The sequence below is a fragment of the Bradyrhizobium sp. 159 genome (assembly GCF_023073795.1).
Classification (GTDB): domain Bacteria; phylum Pseudomonadota; class Alphaproteobacteria; order Rhizobiales; family Xanthobacteraceae; genus Bradyrhizobium.
Genome location: NZ_JADPKE010000029.1, coordinates 120,766 through 140,321, shown reverse-complemented (window position 1 = coordinate 140,321; position 19,556 = coordinate 120,766). Strand labels below are relative to the sequence as shown.

The following is a 19,556-nucleotide window of genomic DNA, read 5'->3' as shown; positions in this document are numbered from 1 at the left end:
CGGCAATGCCGCCGTATCAATGATTGGAGTCTGGTATGAAGCCGCTTATCACCGCGCTTGCTGCGATGTCGATTGCAACAGCCCAAGGCGCCACCGCCGTCGCGGCCGAGAGGACCGTATCCATCGTCCTTGTCCACGGCGCTTTCGTCGATGGCTCGGGCTGGAAGGACACCTACGACATCCTCTCGAATGCCGGTTATGAAGTGCTCGTCGTCCAGCAGCCGACGATCTCGCTGCGAGACGATGTCGCGGAGACCGAACGCGTGATCGCCAAGGCGCGGCATCCGGTCATTCTGGTCGGACATTCCTATGGCGGAATGGTCATCACGGAAGCCGGCGACAATCCGAAGGTTCAGAGCCTGGTCTATCTCGCGGCATATGCGCCCGATGTCGGGGAGTCGGTCAGCACGCTGTCAGAAGCACCCGTGCCGCCCGGCGAGCACAAGGGTCCCTTGGTCACTGAAGGCAATTATCTCTTCGTCGACCGCGATAAATTCCCGACCTCCTTCGCCGCCGGTGTCGACCCGGCCACGACCCGCTTCATGGCTGCGGCGCAATTGCCGTTTGGATTGCAGGCGGTGCAGACCAAGGTCGAGCGCGTGGCCTGGAAGACGAAGCCGACCTATTACATGGTGACGATGGAGGATCACATTATCCCTCCGAGCTTACTGCGCACCATGGCCAAGCGCTCGGGCGCGAAGGTGACGGAGATCAAAAGCAGCCACGCGGTGATGCTGTCGCATCCGCGCGAAGTCGCGGCGTTCATCAAAAGCGCAGATACGTCCGCAACCGAGTGACACCGGCGGCGCCGCGCACAGACGGACTTGCCTGCCGCAGACAGGGACTCGCAACATGGCCCTCAAGGATATTCTGCCGGGAAGATTGGGCTTCGGCGCGGCGCCGCTCGGCAACATGTTTCGCGACATCCCGGAGCAAGAAGCACTCGCGACAGTGAATGCGGCCTGGGACGACGGCATCCGCTATTTCGACACCGCGCCCTTCTATGGCGCGGGTCTTGCCGAGATCCGCATGGGCGCCGCGCTCGAAGGCCGGCCGCGAAGCGACTATGTCATCAGCACCAAGGTCGGAAGATTGATCCTGGACGAGATCGAAGATGTCGGCGCCCGCGACCTCGGCGAGAAGGGGGACGTTTTCAAATACGGGCGTCCGAACAAGATCGTGAACGACTGTTCCCGGGACGCGACGCTACGCTCGATCGAGGATAGTCTGAAGCGGCTTGCTACCTCCCACATCGACATCGCCTTCGTGCATGACGTGGCGCAGGACTTTTACGGCGACGAATGGCTTTCGGTCTTCGAAAGCGCACGCAAGGGCGCCTTTAGAGCGCTCGACCGGCTGCGCGACGAGGGCGTGATCAAGGCGTGGGGCCTCGGCGTCAACCGGGTCGAGCCGATCGAACTGCTGCTCGCGCTCGAAGAGCCGCGCCCTGACGGCTTCCTGCTCGCGGGCCGCTACACGCTGCTCGACCACGCAAGGGCGCTGCAGCGAGTGATGCCGATGGTTGCGGAGCATGAGCTCGCGATCATCGTCGGCGGCCCCTACAGTTCCGGCGCACTCGTCGGCGGCCCGAACTTCGAATATGCCCCGGCGCCTGCGGAGATCATTAGCAAGGTGGCGCGGATCAAGGCGATCGCCGACCGCTACGGCGTCAGCATGAAGGCGGCAGGCCTGCAGTTCGCACTGGCAAGTCCGGTGGTGGCTGCGGTCATTCCCGGAGCAAGCCGTCCGGGCCGCATTGCCGAGGATCGCGCGGCGCTCGAGGAAGTCATCCCCGCCGATTTCTGGCGCGAGCTACGTTTGGAGGCGCTCGTCAACCCCGCAGCTCCGCTCCCGGCCTGAGTGCAAGTGAAAGACCAGTTCGGAACTCGCCAATGATAGCGTCGAAATTATGCGCATTGCGGGTCTGGCAAGCCTAAAAACTAGTCAGAAGCCCCCCACCACGAGCGGTTTTGCGCGGCATTGGTGTAATTTCCAAACGGCTCGCTTCAACAAGTTTGCAGCGCATGATAATACCAGTCGATCTCTTCGATCGATTGGCAATGCTCAATGCGGACTGCCACACGGCAACGGGGCGCACCTCGACAGGAGCTGTCATTCAGCTTCGGCCCGTTTCGACTGGTCCCCGGCCGTCAGTTGCTCCTTCTCGACGAGCGCCCCGTCAAACTGGGCGGACGCGCGTTCGAGCTCTTGCGGCTGCTGGTGCAACGCCGTGGCGAGCTGGTCAGCAAGAACGAGCTGATGGCGGCAGCCTGGCCGGGCACGTTCGTCCACGACAGCAATCTTAAGGTCAATATGTGGAGCTTGCGGCGCTCGCTGGGAGACACCCAGATCGAGCCCATCTACATCGCGACCGTGGCGCGGCGCGGATACAAATTCATCGCCGATGTCCGGGTCGGGATCGGCGAGATCGAGGAGGAGCCTACGCTGGCCGATCCGCTCCCCCTTTCGCACCCGCCATTGCCGCGCGGCATCGTCGGCCGCGAAGCCGACATCGGCGAAATCGCCGATCTGCTCGTTGAGGACAGGCACGTGACCTTGGCCGGCCCAGGAGGGATTGGTAAGACGACCGTAGCCCTGGCCGTCGCCCAGGCGTTTGCGCCAAGATATCGCGACGGCGTCTGCTTCGTCGATCTCGCGACGATCTCCGATCCTACTCTGTTCGGCGCGGCGCTGGTGACAGCACTAGGTATCCGAGGCAATACGGACATTGGTCTGGCTGCTGTCCTCGACTATCTGAGACCGCGGCAGATGCTGCTCATCCTCGACAATTGCGAGCATGTGCTGCCCGCCGCCATGATCTTTGCCAGCAAGTTCATGACGGACACATCGCCATCCCGGCTGCTTGCGACGAGTCGCGAGCCGCTCGGCACCACCTCTGAGCATGTCGTGCGGCTTGGCTCTCTACCTTCTCCGAGATCTGGCCTGGGACTGTCGGTTGATGAGGCTGTCAGGTTCCCGGCCGTGGAGCTGTTCGTCCGCCGCGCCGCCGAATGGTCGGAGTACGAGTTCGTCGACGATGATTGCGAAGCCATCGCCGCGATCTGCCATTCGCTGGACGGACTTCCACTGGCCATCGAATTGGCTGCGGCTCAGATCGGCAGGTTCACTCCCCGGGAATTGTTGGTCATCCTCGATCAGAAGCTCGGTTTCAGCGCTGCCAGGGCCGAGGGCGCGCCGCCGCGCCATGAGACCCTGATGGCGACGATTGAATGGAGCTTCCGGCTGCTGTCGCAGAAGGAAGCCAGGCTGTTCGCCCTGCTGTCCGTGTTCAGCGATGGGTTCGAGGTCGAGGATGCGCTCTTCGTCGCGGAGGCGGCAGGGCTCACGCCAGTCGACGTCGTGACCGGACTCGGCAGCCTCGTCGCCAAATCACTGTTGAGCGCGCAGGCCCAGGGCGCGAGCCTGCGCTACCGGCTGCTCGACAGTACACGCCGCTATGCCGCCGAGCGGCGTCAGTGCAATCCGGCGTGCGGCCGGGCGCTGCGCCGCCATGCGGAGCGCATGCTTGCGCTGTTCGAGCAGTCCGAGGAGGAGTGGAACTGGCGCGAGCCGGCTGATTGGACCGAGCGTTACCTTGGCCGCATAGCCGACCTGAGAACCGCGCTGTCATGGTCGTTCGGCGAGCAGGGCGATGCCATCCTCGGCATCAGGCTTGCGGTTGCGGCGATCACTCTGTGGTCGGAAACCTCCATCTTGTCGGAGGCGCAGGCGCGGCTAGAGGGCGCACTCGCCTTGGCCAAGAGCGTCGCGTGCGACGATCTGTCGAAGGCAAAGCTGGCCTGTGCCCTCGGATGGAGCCTGTTCTACGCCCGCAAGAGTTCGAATGAGAACGAGGTCGCCTGGCTCGATGCGATCGCCTTCGCAAGGCGCGCCGGCAGCATCGACTATCAGCAGCGCGCGCTAGTGGGTTTTGCGTTCTACCTGCTGCAGATCGGCGAAGTCGCGCGTGCCATAACCTATCTTGAGGAGGCCACCTCGCTGGCTGACCGGGACCGCGATTTGACGGCGACATCCGAAGCCGACAGGGCCTTGGCCTGGGCCCGCGCCTTTGCAGGCGAATTAAGCAAAAGCCGCCCGGTTCTCGATCGTCTCGCGGCAACCCATTCGCTGGCCGAGGGCCGTTCGCGCAAGGATGCGAACGAGGTCTACCGCTTCATCACCGTCCGCTTCAACCTGCCCTTTGTAGCGTGGATGCAGGGACAGGCCGACTACGCCGCCAGGCTGGCGCGCGACGCCGTTGATGCTGCGGACCGCGGGGGCCATTGGGTGTCGCAGTCGAACGCACTTGGGCTCGCCGCACTTCCTATCTCGCTCGAAACCGGCGATCTTGACGCGCTCGAGATTTTCACAGAACGGCTGCGTCGCAACCTGGAACGCGAGCGCATCTCGCGCTGGGTTTCAGTCGAGCGCTATTTCTCCGCCTGCCTGCGCGACTTGCGCGGCGATCCGCGCGCGGTGGAGGATATTCGAGCCGCGATTGACGAACTGATCGAATGCCGCTTCCTGATGCGGATCGGCAGCTATCTGGCTTTCCTCGCTCGAGCCTATCTGCGGCAAGGGCGGATCGAGCAAGCGCGTGATGCCATCACGCGAGCCATCGACCATCAGGAACGGCAAGACGAGCGCTGGTGCCGCTCGGAACTTCAGCGCGTCAATGCATCGATCCTTCTCCACGCCGGCGAAACTGTGCACGCTGAAAAGCTGTTGCAACAGGCGCTGGCTGAAGCTCGCGCCATCGGCGCGTTGACCTTCGCGCTTCGGATCGCCACCGACATCGCCGCTCATTGGGCGGCGACAGACCGCGAGACAAATGCGGTTCGATTGCTCGCTCCGATCCTTGATGAATTTACCGAAGGGTTTGGTACGCAAGACCTTGTTCGTGCCTCCCGACTGTTGACTCAGATAGCGGATAGGACGAGTGGCGTGGGACTCTTAAAAAAATGATCCCGAAATCGAGTTGATGCAATTGGCAAGCTATCCTCGAGAAGGATCAGGGGTTCTAATTGGATATTTGCTCGACTTCTGGAGGGCGGTAATTGCCTCCGGCATCCGCTGCTCTCGCGGATACTTCCGCTTTTGGCCTTGGCTGTGTGAAAACGCGTCTGAGCCAGTGACGCTCAGAATTGTTTTCTCAATCGCCTTCTGCCGGAAGCACCTATCAGTGCGATTGGTTTCCGCAACGACGCAATAGAGATGAAAATTCCACGCGCAAGTTCAGCCTTTGAGTTTTCACAGCCTGGGCCCTCAGCCGACCTTCGATCAGGGAGCGGCTATGTCTGCTTTCGAGGTTGGAGCAGACCAAAGAGTACGCCCACCTATTCCAATTCGTCCACAATCCCAGGCTCATCTGGATGCGCCGCTGTCGATATCGCCGAGCTGCATGTTCCGCTCGCAGGTTCTCGATTGCTTAAGGCTCATCGGATCACAGAACTGACGCCCGATGCCTGGAATCCGATTGCGAATTCGCCGCCAAATCTACGATTGCGCGGAGCCATGGTAGCCACATCGAAGCCGGAGAAGTAGCTTGCGGACTGCTGAACCTCCGCTTGGAGCAACGAAGCGGAGCATTTCTGGTGCAGTGACCAATAAGCCGTGAAGCAGCTAAGCCCTTGATTCATTGGTGGGCCCGGCAGGACTCGAACCTGCAACCAGACCGTTATGAGCGGCCGGCTCTAACCATTGAGCTACAGGCCCCGCCGCGAGGCGGCCACTTTTGCAAGCGGCCGGCAACGGTGCGCGGTTCGTTTACAGGGCCTGGGGCGGGGGTGCAATGCTGGCTCTGCTCAACGGAACGCCGGCGCCGCGTGGCAAGCGCGGCCTTTCGGTGGATTGCGGGATTCGGAATAGTCGCATTTTGCCACTGTTTTGCCCGACGAGTCAAACGGCTCTGCGGTCATGTGCCGGCGGCCGTCTTAACCCGCTGAAATTGCTCACGTCTTCTACTGTGCATGGGGTTGTTTTCGCACTTTTGTGGTGAGGGGCCCGCCGGTCCCCCGAACGTTTTGCCGGCGAGCAACCGCACCCGCCGCGGGGCCCTAATCCACCGACACGCCGGCGAACTCGACCACCTTCCGCCACTTCTCGGTCTCGTCCGCGACCAGCTTGCCGAACTCGGCGGGCGTCATCGGCTTGGGGATGCCGCCGGTCTCCGCCAGGCGTGCCACCAGCTTCGGGTCCTTCAGCGCTTCGCCCACCGCCTTGTTGAGGATCTCGATCACCTCGCTTGGGGTGCCCTTCGGCGCGGAGATGCCGTAGAAGCCGACCGCTTCGAAGCCCGGCACGGTCTCGGCGATCGCGGGCACGTCGGGAACGCTCGGCCAGCGCTGCGGCGAGGTCACCCCTAACGCGCGGACATTGCCGCCCTTGGCCTGCTCCAGCGCGGAGGGCAGGTTGTCGAAGATCAGCTGCACCTTGTTGGAGATGATGTCGGGGAAGGCGATCGCCGAGCCGCGATAGGGCACGTGCACCATGTCGCATTTGGTCATCACCTTGAACAGCTCCGCCGACATATGCACCGAGGTGCCGTTGCCGGACGAGGCAAAGGAGACCTTGCCGGGATTGGCCTTGCAATAGTCGATGAACTCCTGAACCGTCTTCGCCGGAAACGCGTTGGAGACGACCAGCATGTTGGTGAGCTGCATGATGCTGGCGACCGGCACGGTGTCGCGCAGAAAGTCGAACGGCAGCTTCTTGTAGAGCGAGGTCGAGATCGCATTGTTGGGCGCGACGAACAGCAGCGTGTAGCCGTCCGGCGGCGAATTGATCGCGGCGGCGGCCGCGATGTTGCCGCCGGAGCCGGTGCGGTTCTCGACGATGAATTGCTGGCCGAGGCGGTCCGACAGCCACTGCGCCATGATCCGCGCCACGATGTCGACCGGGCCGCCGGCGGAAAAGCCGATCAGCCAGTGCACGGGGCGGTCGGGATACGCAGCGGAGGCGCGCGGCGTGGCGCCGAAAAGCGTGGCAAAAACGACGAGCCCGAAAACACCACTACGCAAAATTCGCAACATCACGCCTCCCATTGCTTTATTGTCTTTGGGCGACATGCTTTCACAAAATCCGGCTGCTGCCTACATCGTCGCAAGTCGGTGTTGACGCAGGTCCGCGGGAGCGACCATGAGATTCGCAACGTTCATCCTCGTCAGTGCGGCGCTGCTCTTTGGCCCCGCTGCTGCCCAGACCGGAGGCACGGCCATTTCGACCACGACGATCAGTTTGGGCACCGCAACACCCGGCGGCGGCTTTCCACTGTATGGCAACGCCTTCGCGGAGGTGATGAACGCAGCCGACCCGCAAATTTCCGTCGTCCCGCGCAACACCAAGGGCAGCAGCGAGAACATTCCGCATTTGGAGAAGGGCGAGCTTGATCTCGCGCTGGTCGCAGGCGAGCCGGCCTACGAGGCCTTCGCCGGCATTGGCCGTGCGAAGGTGGCGCTGAAGATTCTCACCGCGATCTATTCCAACCCTGGCATGTTCGTGGTGCGGGCGGACAGTCCCTACAAGACGATTCACGATCTGGTCGGACAGCCCGTGGCCTTCGGCGCCAAAGGCTCGGGCCTGCCGATCCTGGCGCGCTATGTGCTTGACGGACTCGGCCTGAAGCAGGACGAGGATTTCAAGGCGGTCTATCTCGACCGCGCCGGCGACGGCCCGGCGATGGTCGAAGACGGCCGCGTCGCCGCGCTGTGGGGCGCCGGCATCGGCTGGCCCGGCTTTGCCGCGGTGGCATCGAGCGCATCAGGCGCGCGCTTCATTGCGCCTGAGCTGGACGAGATCGCGCGCATCCGCGCCAAGCATGCGTTCCTCAAGCCGCTTACCGTGCCGGCCAATAGTTATCCGAAGCAGACGGAGCCGATCGCCTCGCTCGGCTCGTGGAGTTTTGTGCTGACGCGCGAGGATCTGCCTGACGATGTCGCCTATCGCCTCGCCAAGACGCTGCACGGCGTCGAGGCGACGTTCTGCAAGAAGCTCGCCCAGGCCTGCGAGACGACGGCCGCGAACACAGTCGCGGCAGCGCCGAAGCCGGAGCTGATCCATCCGGGCGTGATGACGTATTTTCGCGAGATCGGCGTGGCGAAGTGACGATCGCTTTAGGCGATCGTCACTTCTTCACCAGCGGACACGCCGGATCCGGCGGCCCGAACGCCTTGTCGCCGGAAATGGTCGTGAGGATCTTGTAATAGTCCCACGGATATTTGCTCTCCTCCGGCGTCTTCACCTGCACCAGCCAGAGGTCGTGCACCATCAGGTTGTCCTCGCGCAAGCGGCCGTTGCGGGCGAAGAAATCTTCGATCGGCTTCTCGCGCATTTTTGCGGCGACCTTGAGCGGATCGTCTGTGCCGGTTTCCTTGATCGCGTTGAGATAGTGCATCACGCTGGAATAGACGCCGGCCTGCCACATCGACGGCATCTTGTTCATCTTGGCGAAATACCGCTTCGACCATTCGCGGGTCTTGTCGTCCATGTCCCAATAGAACGACGTCGTCAGGAGCAGGCCCTGCGCAGCCTGCAGGCCGAGGCCGTGGATGTCGGTGATCAGCGCCAGCAGCGCCGCCATCTGCTGGCCGCCCTTGAACACGCCGAACTCGGAGCCGGTCTTGATCTCGTTCATGTTGTTGGGGGGGCCGGCGGCAATGCCGATGATCTTGGCCTTGGAGGCCTGCGCCTGCAGCACGAAGGAGGAGAGGTCGGGCGTCGCCAGCGGGGGCCGGACCGAGCCCAGCACCTTGCCGCCATTGGCGGTGACGACGGCGGAAGCGTCGCGCTCCAGCGAATGGCCGAAGGCGTAGTCGTCGGTAATGAAGAACCAGCTGTCGCCGCCGCGCTTGACCACCGCATCGGCGGTGCCGACCGCGAGGGCGCGGGTGTCGAACACCCATTGGATCGCATAAGGAGAGCAGAACTTGCCGTGGAAATCCGCGGTGCCGGTTGAGTGGGTGATGAACAGCCGCTTCTTCTCATTGGCGACGTTCTGCACCGCGAGCCCGACCGCGGAGACCGGCACGTCGACGATCAGATCGACCTGGTCGACGTCGTACCAGCGCCGCGCGATCGTGCCGCCGATGTCGGCCTTGAGCTGGTGGTCGCCGATCACGACGCTGATCGGCTTGCCGAGCACGGTGCCGCCGAAATCGTCGATCGCCATCTGCGCCGCCGTCACCGAGCCCTGGCCGGTCGGTGCGGAGGCCGGCCCGTTCATGTCGGTGAGTACGCCGATCTTGACGACGTCGTCGGACACCTGCGCCATTGCCGCATCCGGCAGCAGCGCCGCCGCCGAGAACGTCGCGGCGAAGGCGGCCGCGACCGGCAGTCCAAACCTGATTGGATTCATGGTTCTCCTCCCCTGATCCGGCTCGTTGGCCGGTGTTGCCCGGGTATGCCCGGCTGAATTGGTTTCTTTTGCAACTATTTGGGGGCGGGCGTCAATGTCAGGCGGCGAAGCGGCTCCGTCGGGCCGGCGAAGGGTCGTAGCCGGTGGGCTCCTTGGCACGCTGGCGCGGCCGCGCTTCGCCGAGCAGCCGGGGCAGGGCCTGCATGGCGGGGCGGAAATAGCTGCGCTGCCGCATCGCGAGGTCGAGCGCGCCGCCGCCGCGCGCAGGCGATGCCGCAATCGGTCTGGCCGGCGCGGAGCGCAAGGAGCCCCGATGCGTCACGAGTGCGGCGCAATCGATCATCATCATGATTCCGACAAAGCCAATGGGAACCCGATCATGGCCGTCCGCCGCCTGTCCGTTGCATTCGCGCTTCTCTGCGGCCTTGCCGCGGGCGTTGCGGCGTCATCCGCTGAGGAGCGCGGCATCGTCCTCGCGTCGACGACGGCGACGCAGGAGTCCGGCCTGCTCGATTATCTGCTGCCGATCTTCCGCGCGAAGACCGGCATCGACGTGACGGTGATCGTGCGGCGCGCCGATGAAGTGCTCGACGGGGCGCGAAGGGGCGAAGTCGACGTCGTGCTGATGCATGCGCGACCGCAGGAGGAGAAATTCGTTGCCGACGGTTTTGGCGTGAAGCGCCTCGACGTGATGTACAGCGATTATGTGCTGATCGGGCCGAAGAGCGATCCCGCGGGCGTGAAGGGCAAAGACATCGCGACCGCGCTGAAGGCGATCGAGGCCAAGGGGACGCCGTTCGTGACGCGCGGTGACCGCTCGGGCACCCATGCCGCGGAGCTCGCGCTCTGGATCGTCGCCGGCATCGACATCGCGAGCGCCAAGGGCGCCTGGTATCGCGAGGCCGGGCCGGGCATGAAGGCGGCCCTCGAGGCCGCGCGCGCCGCGAACGCCTATGCGCTGTCGGACCGCGGCAGCTGGATCTCGTTCAGGGATCGCGGCGATCTCGGTATCGTCGTCGAAGGCGACAGGCGACTGCTCAATCAGTACGGCGTGATGCTGGTGAACCCCGACAAGTTTCCGAACGTGAAGAAGGACCTCGCGCAGACCTTCATCGACTGGCTGACCTCGCCGGAGGGGCAGACCGCGATCGCCGGCTACAAGATCGATGGGCAGCAGCTGTTCTTCCCCAATTCGGACAGGTCGGGCGGGTAATGTCCGTAGCGCTGGCGGTTGCCAAACCGGGCGATGCATGGTCCATCATGGCGCATGATTCAGCGCCTGCCGTCCTCGCTCACGCCGCTCGACACTGCGCTCGCCACGTTGCTGCGAGGCGTCGATCCTGTCGCGCCGATGGAGTTGCCGCTGGCAGAAGCGAGCGGCTGCGTCGCGCTGGGCGCTCCGCTGCTTGCCGCCTATCCCCCGCGCGACATTGCCGCCGCAGACGGTTGGGCGCTCTCCGCCAATGATCTCGTCGGTGCGTCCGCGTATTCGCCGCTGCCACTGGCGATGGCTCCTGCATGGGTCGATGCCGGTGAGGCGATGCCGGAGGGATGCGACTGCGTGCTCGACGCCGGTGCGGTCGAGCTGTCAGGTCCGCTCGCGCAGGTGCTGGCCGAGGCCGTGCCGGGGCAGGGCGTCAGGCGCGCCGGAAGCGACGTCGCCGCGCGCACGCCCGCTGGCGCCGAGGGTTATCCGATCGGCGCGGCCGATCTGCTGATCGCGCGCGTCGCGCATCTGGAAAAGTTCAGCGTGCGGCGGCCGCGGCTGCGCATCGTCAACGTGCCGGGCGCAACGGCAACGGCGCAGATGATCGCCGGGATCGCGCGCGCGTCGGGGCTGGAGGTGAAGACGTGTGAGGCCGGCGCGCGCGACGGAGCATCGATTGCCGAGGCGCTCGACGCTTCCTCCTGCGATCTGCTGCTGACGGTCGGCGGCAGTGGCGTCGGCCATGGGGATGCAGCTGTCGCGGCGCTGGCCCAGCGTGGCGAGGTGCTTGCCCATGGCCTTGCGCTCCAGCCTGGACGCACCGCTGCGGTCGGCCGGCTCGCAAAGGTTCCGATTGTCGCCTTGCCCGGCTCGCCCGATCATGCGCTCGCGGCCTGGCTCGCGCTCGTGCTGCCGCTCATCGATCACTTGTCGGCGCGCCGGCCACGCCGACAGCTGACCTTGCCGCTCGCACGCAAGATTGCATCCGGTGTGGGCATCGCAGAAATGGCCCTGCTGGTCGAGGAACATCATGCGTGGATGCCGCTTGCCGTGGGCGAATGGCCGCTCCAGGCCATCGTCCGCGCCGATGCATGGCTGCTCGTCCCCGCCAGCCACGAGGGATTTGCGGCGGGCACGCCGGTCGGTGCCTATCTGATGCGGGAATGATATGGGGTCCGGCATGACGATGATTCCGCGATCGCAAGAGCGCAGCGCGCTCGAACAGGAGCAATTCCTTAAGATCCTGTCGCGCGAGGAAGCGCTGGCACGTTTCGAGGCGGCGCTGTTCCCGCGGTCGATTCCGAGTGCACCGTGCAGGCTCGCCGATGCACTCGGTGCGGCGCTCGCCGAAGACGTCACGGCACCGATCGATGTTCCGCCGTTCGACCGCTCCAATGTCGACGGTTTTGCCGTCCGCTCCGCCGATGTCGTTGCGGCGCGGGAAGGTGCACCCGCTCGTCTCGAGCTCAATGATGAAGAGATCCATTGCGGCACCGCCCCGAGGCTGCAAGTGGCGGCTGGGTCCGCAACGGCGATCGCCACCGGCGGTCCGCTGCCCCGCGGCGCCGACGCTGTCGTCATGGTCGAGCACACCCAGCCGGCAGGATCGGACGCGATCGAGGTCCGTCGCGCCACGTCTCCCGGGCAATTCGTCGCCTATGCCGGATCCGACATCGCGCGCGGCGAAGCGCTGCTGCGTGCGGGGACGATCATCGGTTCGCGCGAGATCGGCATGCTGGCCGCTTGCGGCGTCGCCGAGGTGAATGTCGCGCGCAAGCCGCTTGTGGCCGTCATCTCCACCGGCGACGAATTGGTGCAGCCAGGAGAGCTGCTCGCGCCCGCCGAGATCTACGACACCAATGGTGCGATCGTCACTGCTGCGATCGACGAGAATGGCGGCCAGGCGGTCTTCCTCGGCGCCATTCCCGATGATGAAGCCAAGCTCGAAGCCGCCATGCGCCGCGCGCTGGCGGATGCCGACATGCTGGTGCTGTCGGGCGGCACGTCGAAAGGCGCGGGCGACCTGTCCCATCGCATCATCGGCCGGCTCGGCCAGCCCGGAATCATCGCGCATGGCGTGGCGCTCAAGCCCGGCAAGCCGCTGTGCCTTGCGGTGTGCGACGGCAAGCCGGTGGTGATCTTGCCGGGCTTTCCGACCTCGGCGATGTTCACCTTCCACGACATGATCGTGCCGGTGCTGCGCAGGATGGCCGGGCTGCCGCCGCGCTCCGATGCCAAGGTCAGCGCGACCGTGCCGGTCCGCATCGCCTCGGAGCTCGGCCGCACCGAATTCGTCATGGTCTCGCTGGTCGAGGGGCGCGGCGGCCTGATCGCCTACCCCTCCGGCAAGGGGTCTGGTGCGATCACGTCATTCGCGCAGGCCGACGGCTTTTTGCGCATCGACGCGCTCGCCGACCAGATGCCGGCCGAGACTGAAGCCGAGGTAACCCTGTTCACGCCGCATGTGCGCGTGCCGGATCTCGTCATCGTCGGCAGCCATTGCACCGGCCTCGATCTCGTCACGGCACACCTCGCACGTGCCGGTCTTTCCGTCCGCTCGATCGCCGTCGGCAGCCTCGGCGGGCTCGCGGCGGCGCGGCGCGGCGAATGCGATCTCGCGCCGATCCATCTGTTCGACGACAGAAGCGAGACCTACAACTCGCCCTATCTCGTCGAGGGGCTTGTGCTCGTGCCGGGCTGGCGGCGGATGCAGGGCATCGTCTTCCGCAAAGGCGACAAGCGTTTCGAAGGCCTCAGTGCGAAGGAGGCGGTCGCGGCTGCGATCTCTGATCCCACCTGCATCATGGTCAACCGCAATCAAGGCGCCGGCACGCGCATCCTGATCGATCGGCTGCTCGGCGGCGCCCGCCCGGAGGGCTATTGGAACCAGCCGCGCTCGCACAATGCGGTGGCCGCCGCCGTCGCCCAGCACCGCGCCGACTGGGGCGTGACCATTGCGCCGGTCGCCCATGCGGGCGACCTCGATTTCATTCCGCTCGCGGAGGAGCATTATGACTTCGCGCTGGTGACGGCGCGCAAAGACCGGCCGGCAGTGCAGGCCTTTCTCGATGCGCTCGGCTCGCATGAGGCGCGCGCGGCGCTGGAGCGCGCCGGATTTCGGCCTGCGTGAACGGCCCCGCATGCGGCCACGTCGTAAGCGCGCTAGGACGCCTCATCCAGCGCCGCCAGCCGCTCGGCCTCGGCGATGTCCTCGACAGTATTGGCATTGAAGAACGGGTCGAGCGGCTCGGTCGGCCATCTCACCGTCGCCAGCGGATAGCGAGCGGTCCAGCGGTCGATCTTGCGGAGGTCCTCGACCACGAGCGCGTGGCGTAGCTCCTCACGCAGGTCCACGCGCCACAGACCGATCACCGGATGCGACTGATCGCCTGATGCCGCGACCGCGAGCTGCGCGTTCTCGCGCGCGCGCGCCTCATGCAGGCGGGTGACCAGATCGCGCGGCAGGAACGGGCAGTCGCCCGCGGCGCTGAGCACCCACTCGATGTTCGGCCGGTTCGCCGCGGTCCAGTCGAGCGCCGCGAGGATGCCGGCGAGCGGGCCGGGAAAGCCGGGCACGTCGTCGGCGACCACCTGCAAGCCGAACGCGGCGAAGCGCGCGGGATCGCCGTTGGCATTGAGGATCATCCCGCTGCATTGGGGTGCAAGGCGCGCGATCACACGCTCCAGGATGGTGCAGCCGCCGATGCTGCGCATTGGCTTGTCACCCCCGCCCATGCGCCGGGCGAGACCGCCGGCGAGCAGCACGCCAACAGTCGGCGGAACACTCGTCGCCGGAATCCTAGTCGTCACCACCTTCACCCTTGCGCTTGTGCTTGGCCGATTCCTCCTCGACGTAAGCGAGATTCTGGTCGTAGACGATGCGGTCCTCGCCCGCGAGTGCGATGAAGCGTTTTCCGCGCGTGCGCCCGACCAGCGTCAGCCCGACCTGTCTTGCGAGATCGACGCCCCAGGCGGTGAAGCCGGAGCGCGACACCAGGATCGGAATCCCCATCCGCACGGTCTTGATCACCATCTCCGACGTGAGGCGTCCCGTGGTGTAGAGGATCTTGTCGGAGGCATCGACGCCGTGGCGGTACATCCAGCCCGCGATCTTGTCGACCGCATTGTGGCGGCCGACGTCCTCGGTGTAGCAGAGCGGGGTGCCCTCCTTGCACAGCACGCAGCCATGGATTGCGCCGGCCTCCAGATAGAGCGAGGGCATGGTGTTGATGGTCTGGGTCATCTGGTACAGCCACGAGGTGCGCAGCTCTGCCTTCGGCAGTGCGACGCTCTCGACCGCTTCCAGCAGGTCGCCGAAAGCTGTGCCCTGCGCGCAGCCCGAGGTCTGCGTGCGCTTCTTCAGCTTGGCCTCGAAATTGGTGTGATGTGAGGTGCGCACCACGACCACCTGCAGGTCGTCGTCGTATTCGACCTCAGTGACCTCGTCATTGTATTTCAGCATGTTCTGGTTCAGTAGGTAGCCGAGCGCCAGATATTCCGGATAGTCGCCGATCGTCATCATGGTGACGATCTCCTGCGAATTCAGGTAGAGCGTCAGTGGCCGCTCCATCGGCACCTTGATCTCGACCCTGGCGCCAGTCTGGTCAGTCCCGGTCACGCTCTGGGTCAGGCGCGGGTCGTCCGTGTCAGGGACGATCAGGGGCACCGGCGTCTTGTCGATCTTCATCATGGCCACGAGGTTAGCATGACATTCGGATCAAGCCGATATAAGCATGGCGGGGAAAGGCCGGAGGTTCCATCGGCTCGTGAGCCGTTGGCGGAGATCGGGCGGTTATGAAAGTCATCGGGCTTGCAGGCTGGAGTGGGGCGGGCAAGACCACGCTGTTGACGCGGCTGATCCCGCATTTCAACGCGCAGGGCCTGCGTGTTTCCGTGATCAAGCATGCGCATCACCAGTTCGACGTCGACGTGCCCGGCAAGGATTCCTGGCGCCATCGCGAGGCCGGCGCGGCCGAGGTGCTGGTTGCTTCGGCGAACCGTTGGGCCCTGATGCACGAGCTGCGCGGCGCCAAGGAGCCGCGGCTGCCGGAACTGTTGAGCAAGCTATCCGCGGTCGATCTGGTCGTGGTCGAAGGTTTTAAGCGCGAGCCACATCGCAAGATCGAGGTGCATCGCGGCGGCAATGGCAAGCCACTGCTGTTTCCAGACGATCCCGGCATTGCCGGGATTGTCGCCGACGTCGCGGTTGACACCCGCCTGCCGACTGTCCATCTCGACGATATTCCGGCCGCCGCGGCTTTGTTGCTGCGCGCGGCGATGCCGGTCGACGAAGCGGTGGCGAAAAGCGCCGCGATGCGCTGACGAGGCACCATGGCGCAACTATCGGACGATTGCTTTGCCTTCGGCGGCCCGATGATGTCGGTGGATGAGGCCGTTGGCCTGATCACCACGCGCGTCAATGCGATCGCCGATCTCGAAACGGTTGCGCTCGTCGACGCGGACGGACGCGTACTGGCGCGCGACATCGCAGCGCCTTTGCCGCTGCCGCCCTTCACCAACTCCGCCGTCGATGGTTACGCCGTGCGCAACGCGGATCTTCCGCAAAGCACCGAGCAAGCGTTGCCGCTCGACGGCCGTATCCAGGCCGGCGGCCTTGCACAGGCGCCGATCAAGCCCGGCCACACCGCGCGCATCTTCACGGGCGCGCCGATGCCACTGGGCGCCGAAACCGTCTTCATGCAGGAAGATGTCCGCGTCGATAAGTCCGGCAAGGTGGTGCTGCCTCCGGGATTGAAGCCGGGTGCCAATGTCCGCCCTGCGGGCGAAGACATTCCTGAAGGGTATGTCGCGCTGCGCGCCGGGCAGCGCTTGCGGCCGCAGCATGTCGCCCTTGCGGCGGCGTTCGGCCTGACCGGCCTCGACGTCGTCAGGCGCATCCGCGTCGCAGTTTTCTCGACCGGTGACGAGCTGGCCTCGCCCGGCGAGCCGCGCGCGGCCTCGCAACTGTTCGATTCCAACCGCTTCATGCTGATGGCGATGCTGCGCCGGCTCGGCTGCGAGGTCAGCGATCTCGGCATCTTGCGGGACGAGCGTACCTCGCTTGCCCATGGCCTGAAGCAGGTTGCAGGCGATCATGACCTGATCCTCACCACTGGCGGCGTCTCCACCGGCGAGGAGGATCACGTCAAGGCGGCGGTTGAGAGCGTCGGCTCGCTGGTGCTGTGGCGGATGGCGATCAAGCCCGGCCGACCGGTGGCGATGGGCATCATCGACGGCACGCCGCTGATCGGATTGCCCGGCAATCCCGTTGCGAGCTTTGTCACCTTCGTGCATGTGGTGCGGCCGACGGTGCTGGCGCTGGCCGGTTCCCTGCCGGAGCCGCACTTGCCGATCCCTGTGCGTGCTGCGTTCACCTACAGGAAGAAAGAAGGCAGGCGCGAATATGTTCGCGCCTCCTTGCGGCGCGGAAAGGATGGCACGCTGGAGGTCATCAAGTTCCCGCGCGAGGGAGCCGGGCTATTGTCCTCACTGGTGGAGACCGGTGGCCTCGTTGAGCTTGGCGAAGACATCACGCAGGTCGAACCTGGACAGGACGTAGGCTTCTTGTTCTATGCCGATCTGCTCTAGCGGTCCTTGCGTTGACGCCATCGATCGGCCCCGCCATGGTACGCCCATGACCAGAACGACGCTCGACCTCACCGGGTTAAAATGTCCGTTGCCCGCCCTGAAGACCCGAAAAGCGCTGAAGCCGTTGCAGCCCGGCGATCAGCTCGAGGTTCACTGCACCGATCCCTTGTCGGTGATTGACATTCCGAACTTGATCCGCGAGACCGGCGACACGGTGGAGATCACCGAGCGCAACGACGCGCGCATCGTGTTCTTGATAGAGAAAACAAATCGTTCGATAGAGAGTGCTAATGGTGCGTCGCGTTCTTGAGAACGTTACCGCGCTGATACCGACCATTTGTCTATCGACATCGCTCATGGCTTCTGCAAATTGGCTTTCTCCGTTCAGGCGCGGAGGTTGAGTCTTGTCTGCGACACGCTGATCGACGGGCCGCGCTCACAATGCCTGTATGTCGTATAGGGCATAGCATCCCGCCCGAAGGGTTAGCATTTCGGATGCGCGTGACGATCCTGACGCGCGTCGAATCACTGAGCGGAGCAGCAGGGACACTTGGCTGCGTCGCTGGACTGGAGATCAGGATCTTAGGGCAGGCTGCTCAGAAGGGCGGCCTCAGGGGAGGAATGCATGGCTAGTGTTGAGAGCGCCGGGACCATTTCGGGCCGTGGTGCGGGGGTTCTTGATCGCGAGCGGACCATCGCGACCGCCGGATTCAATCGCTGGCTGGTGCCGCCGGCGGCGCTGTGCATTCATCTCTGCATCGGCATGGCCTATGGCTTCTCAGTGTTCTGGCTGCCGCTTTCCCGAGCCATCGGCATCACGGCGCCGAAAGCCTGTCCGGATATGTCGCTGTGGCAAGAGCTCTTCACCACCACCTGCGACTGGAAGGTTGCGAGTCTGGGATGGATGTTCACCCTGTTCTTCGTCGTGCTCGGCGTTGCCGCCGCTGTTTGGGGCGGCTGGCTGGAGCGGGTCGGTCCGCGCAAAGCAGGCTTCGTTGCTGCGCTATGCTGGTGCGGTGGCCTGCTGCTTGGCGCGATCGGCATCTATACCCACCAGCTCTGGATCATGTGGCTGGGCTCCGGCGTGATCGGCGGCATAGGTCTTGGTCTCGGTTACATCTCGCCGGTGTCGACGCTGATCAAATGGTTTCCCGACCGCCGCGGCATGGCGACCGGTATGGCAATCATGGGTTTCGGCGGCGGCGCCATGATCGGCGCGCCATTTGCCAACCTCCTGATCAACTACTTCAAGACCTCGACCGATGTCGGTGTATGGCAGGCCTTCGTCGTCATGGCCGTCGTCTATTTCATCTTCATGACCATCGGCGCTTTCGCTTATCGCGTGACGCCGGCTGGCTGGAAGCCTGAAGGGTGGACGCCGCCGAGCGAGAAGAAGACGATGATCTCCGAGCATCATGTCCATCTCAACAACGCGCACAAGACGCCGCAGTTCTGGCTGATCTGGTGGGTGCTGTGTCTGAACGTGTCGGCGGGCATCGGCGTGATCGGAATGGCCTCTCCGATGCTCCAGGAAATCTTTGCTGGCAAGCTGATCGGACATCCGGAGCTTACCTTTGGTCAGCTCTCGGTCGAGCAGAAGACGGTTATCGCTGGAATTGCGGCGGGCTTCGCCGGCCTGCTATCGCTGTTCAACATCGGCGGCCGCTTCTTCTGGGCAACGCTGTCGGACACGATCGGCCGCAAGAACACCTACTACACGTTCTTTATTCTCGGCATCGTTCTCTACGCGCTGGCGCCGACCTTTGCGGCGATGGGCTCGAAGCTGCTCTTCGTGCTCGGCTTCGGTATCATCCTGTCGATGTATGGCGGTGGATTCGCGACCGTGCCGGCCTATCTCGCCGACATGTTCGGTACCCAGTTCGTCGGCGCCATTCACGGCCGGCTCCTGACGGCGTGGTCCACCGCAGGCATCATCGGCCCGGTCGTGGTGAACTACATTCGCGAGTTCCAACTCGCGGCGGGCGTTCCGCGCGACCAGCTCTACAACACCACTATGTACATTCTTTGTGCGATGCTGATCGCTGGCATCATCTGCAACTACTTGGTCAAGCCGGTCGATCCGAAATGGTACATGAGCGAGGCCGACGTCGCCAAATTGCAGGCGGCGAATGCGGGCGCCGCCACCGTGCAGACCGGCTCGTTCGGAATCGGCACCGGCGGCCTCGATGTCAAGGCAGCACTGTTCTGGCTCTTCGTCTGCGTTCCGCTGGCGTGGGGTGTCTACAAGACGCTCGAGAGCGCGGTTAAGATCCTCTGATCGCGCAAACCTCTTCGTGGCGTGCAGGGCATGCGGCCTTATTGGCCGCATGCCCTTAAATGCTTATTTGAGCGCAAGAATTCTCTTGGCATCTGGTATGCCAGGGACTAGGATTGGATATATTCCAAGAA

The 19,556-nt window shown here is 64.4% G+C and carries 16 protein-coding genes and 1 tRNA gene; 11 read left to right on the top strand and 6 right to left on the bottom strand.

Features of this window, described 5'->3' with window-relative positions:
- Positions 1–65: 65 nt before the first annotated feature.
- From IVA96_RS05800 to IVA96_RS05790, 3 genes are all read left to right on the top strand, one after another.
- Positions 66–797: an alpha/beta hydrolase gene (locus tag IVA96_RS05800; protein ID WP_247416163.1), complete on the top strand. Its 732-nt coding sequence runs from the start codon at positions 66–68 to the stop codon at positions 795–797.
- Positions 798–852: 55 nt separating this feature from the next.
- Positions 853–1,860 carry an aldo/keto reductase gene (locus IVA96_RS05795; protein WP_247416005.1) on the top strand — a complete coding sequence of 336 codons (1,008 nt, stop codon included), beginning with the start codon at positions 853–855 and terminating at the stop codon, positions 1,858–1,860.
- A gap of 294 nt (positions 1,861–2,154) precedes the next feature.
- Positions 2,155–4,965: a winged helix-turn-helix domain-containing protein gene (locus IVA96_RS05790; protein WP_247416002.1), complete on the top strand. Its 2,811-nt coding sequence runs from the start codon at positions 2,155–2,157 to the stop codon at positions 4,963–4,965.
- Positions 4,966–5,639: 674 nt separating this feature from the next.
- On the opposite strand, the gene IVA96_RS05785 is transcribed toward IVA96_RS05790, so the two are convergent.
- Positions 5,640–5,715, bottom strand: a tRNA-Ile gene (locus IVA96_RS05785).
- A 341-nt stretch (positions 5,716–6,056) separates the two neighbouring features.
- A complete protein-coding gene (locus IVA96_RS05780; protein WP_247416000.1) occupies positions 6,057–7,031 on the bottom strand; it encodes a tripartite tricarboxylate transporter substrate binding protein in 975 nt (324 codons plus the stop codon).
- Between the two features lie 106 nt (positions 7,032–7,137).
- Here IVA96_RS05780 and IVA96_RS05775 point away from each other — a divergent pair, with 106 nt between their 5' ends.
- A complete protein-coding gene (locus tag IVA96_RS05775) occupies positions 7,138–8,103 on the top strand; it encodes a TAXI family TRAP transporter solute-binding subunit (protein ID WP_247415997.1) in 966 nt (321 codons plus the stop codon).
- A 19-nt stretch (positions 8,104–8,122) separates the two neighbouring features.
- Here the strand turns inward: IVA96_RS05775 and IVA96_RS05770 are convergent, their stop codons facing one another.
- Both IVA96_RS05770 and IVA96_RS05765 read right to left on the bottom strand, forming a co-directional pair.
- On the bottom strand, positions 8,123–9,352 hold the full coding sequence (locus tag IVA96_RS05770; protein ID WP_247280793.1) for an ABC transporter substrate-binding protein: 1,230 nt from the start codon (positions 9,350–9,352) through the stop codon (positions 8,123–8,125).
- Between the two features lie 97 nt (positions 9,353–9,449).
- A complete protein-coding gene (locus IVA96_RS05765; protein ID WP_247415992.1) occupies positions 9,450–9,701 on the bottom strand; it encodes a hypothetical protein in 252 nt (83 codons plus the stop codon).
- Between the two features lie 30 nt (positions 9,702–9,731).
- Between IVA96_RS05765 and IVA96_RS05760 the strand changes: the two genes are divergently transcribed.
- Genes IVA96_RS05760 through IVA96_RS05750 form a run of 3 tightly spaced genes read left to right on the top strand, consistent with a single transcriptional unit; the run spans position 9,732 to position 13,689 of the window.
- Positions 9,732–10,565, top strand: coding sequence for a substrate-binding domain-containing protein (locus tag IVA96_RS05760; RefSeq protein WP_247415991.1), 834 nt, complete (start codon positions 9,732–9,734; stop codon positions 10,563–10,565).
- Between the two features lie 54 nt (positions 10,566–10,619).
- Positions 10,620–11,726, top strand: coding sequence for a molybdopterin-binding protein (locus tag IVA96_RS05755; RefSeq protein ID WP_247415989.1), 1,107 nt, complete (start codon positions 10,620–10,622; stop codon positions 11,724–11,726).
- Positions 11,727–11,739: 13 nt separating this feature from the next.
- Entirely contained in the window at positions 11,740–13,689 is a 1,950-nt protein-coding gene (locus IVA96_RS05750; RefSeq protein WP_247415987.1) for a molybdopterin biosynthesis protein, read from the top strand.
- Positions 13,690–13,721: 32 nt separating this feature from the next.
- On the opposite strand, the gene mobA is transcribed toward IVA96_RS05750, so the two are convergent.
- Together mobA and fdhD are read right to left on the bottom strand one after the other, a co-directional pair.
- Positions 13,722–14,357: a molybdenum cofactor guanylyltransferase MobA gene (gene mobA / locus IVA96_RS05745; protein ID WP_346275309.1), complete on the bottom strand. Its 636-nt coding sequence runs from the start codon at positions 14,355–14,357 to the stop codon at positions 13,722–13,724.
- A gap of 1 nt (position 14,358) precedes the next feature.
- Positions 14,359–15,249: a formate dehydrogenase accessory sulfurtransferase FdhD gene (gene fdhD, locus IVA96_RS05740; protein ID WP_247280789.1), complete on the bottom strand. Its 891-nt coding sequence runs from the start codon at positions 15,247–15,249 to the stop codon at positions 14,359–14,361.
- Positions 15,250–15,353: 104 nt separating this feature from the next.
- Between fdhD and mobB the strand changes: the two genes are divergently transcribed.
- The 4 genes from mobB (at position 15,354) to IVA96_RS05720 (ending at position 19,425) form a co-directional block, all read left to right on the top strand.
- Positions 15,354–15,881, top strand: coding sequence for a molybdopterin-guanine dinucleotide biosynthesis protein B (gene mobB, locus IVA96_RS05735; protein ID WP_247415986.1), 528 nt, complete (start codon positions 15,354–15,356; stop codon positions 15,879–15,881).
- A gap of 9 nt (positions 15,882–15,890) precedes the next feature.
- On the top strand, positions 15,891–17,147 hold the full coding sequence (glp, locus tag IVA96_RS05730; RefSeq protein WP_247415984.1) for a gephyrin-like molybdotransferase Glp: 1,257 nt from the start codon (positions 15,891–15,893) through the stop codon (positions 17,145–17,147).
- 46 nt (positions 17,148–17,193) lie between these two features.
- Positions 17,194–17,457 (top strand): sulfurtransferase TusA family protein, encoded by a 264-nt coding sequence (locus tag IVA96_RS05725; RefSeq protein WP_247415982.1) that lies wholly within the window; start codon positions 17,194–17,196, stop codon positions 17,455–17,457.
- 315 nt (positions 17,458–17,772) lie between these two features.
- A complete protein-coding gene (locus IVA96_RS05720; RefSeq protein WP_247415980.1) occupies positions 17,773–19,425 on the top strand; it encodes an OFA family MFS transporter in 1,653 nt (550 codons plus the stop codon).
- Positions 19,426–19,556: the final 131 nt, after the last annotated feature.

Excerpts from the sequence above, each read along its gene's own strand:
- glp (WP_247415984.1), top strand. The coding sequence starts at position 15,891 with ATGGCGCAACTATCGGACGATTGCTTTGCCTTCGGCGGCCCGATGATG.
- IVA96_RS05755 (WP_247415989.1), top strand. The coding sequence starts at position 10,620 with ATGATTCAGCGCCTGCCGTCCTCGCTCACGCCGCTCGACACTGCGCTC.
- IVA96_RS05775 (WP_247415997.1), top strand. The coding sequence starts at position 7,138 with ATGAGATTCGCAACGTTCATCCTCGTCAGTGCGGCGCTGCTCTTTGGC.
- mobB (WP_247415986.1), top strand. The coding sequence starts at position 15,354 with ATGAAAGTCATCGGGCTTGCAGGCTGGAGTGGGGCGGGCAAGACCACG.
- IVA96_RS05725 (WP_247415982.1), top strand. The coding sequence starts at position 17,194 with ATGACCAGAACGACGCTCGACCTCACCGGGTTAAAATGTCCGTTGCCC.
- IVA96_RS05765 (WP_247415992.1), bottom strand. The coding sequence starts at position 9,701 with ATGATGATGATCGATTGCGCCGCACTCGTGACGCATCGGGGCTCCTTG.
- IVA96_RS05760 (WP_247415991.1), top strand. The coding sequence starts at position 9,732 with ATGGCCGTCCGCCGCCTGTCCGTTGCATTCGCGCTTCTCTGCGGCCTT.
- IVA96_RS05720 (WP_247415980.1), top strand. The coding sequence starts at position 17,773 with ATGGCTAGTGTTGAGAGCGCCGGGACCATTTCGGGCCGTGGTGCGGGG.
- IVA96_RS05750 (WP_247415987.1), top strand. The coding sequence starts at position 11,740 with ATGACGATGATTCCGCGATCGCAAGAGCGCAGCGCGCTCGAACAGGAG.
- IVA96_RS05800 (WP_247416163.1), top strand. The coding sequence starts at position 66 with ATGTCGATTGCAACAGCCCAAGGCGCCACCGCCGTCGCGGCCGAGAGG.
- IVA96_RS05770 (WP_247280793.1), bottom strand. The coding sequence starts at position 9,352 with ATGAATCCAATCAGGTTTGGACTGCCGGTCGCGGCCGCCTTCGCCGCG.
- IVA96_RS05795 (WP_247416005.1), top strand. The coding sequence starts at position 853 with ATGGCCCTCAAGGATATTCTGCCGGGAAGATTGGGCTTCGGCGCGGCG.
- IVA96_RS05780 (WP_247416000.1), bottom strand. The coding sequence starts at position 7,031 with ATGTTGCGAATTTTGCGTAGTGGTGTTTTCGGGCTCGTCGTTTTTGCC.
- fdhD (WP_247280789.1), bottom strand. The coding sequence starts at position 15,249 with ATGATGAAGATCGACAAGACGCCGGTGCCCCTGATCGTCCCTGACACG.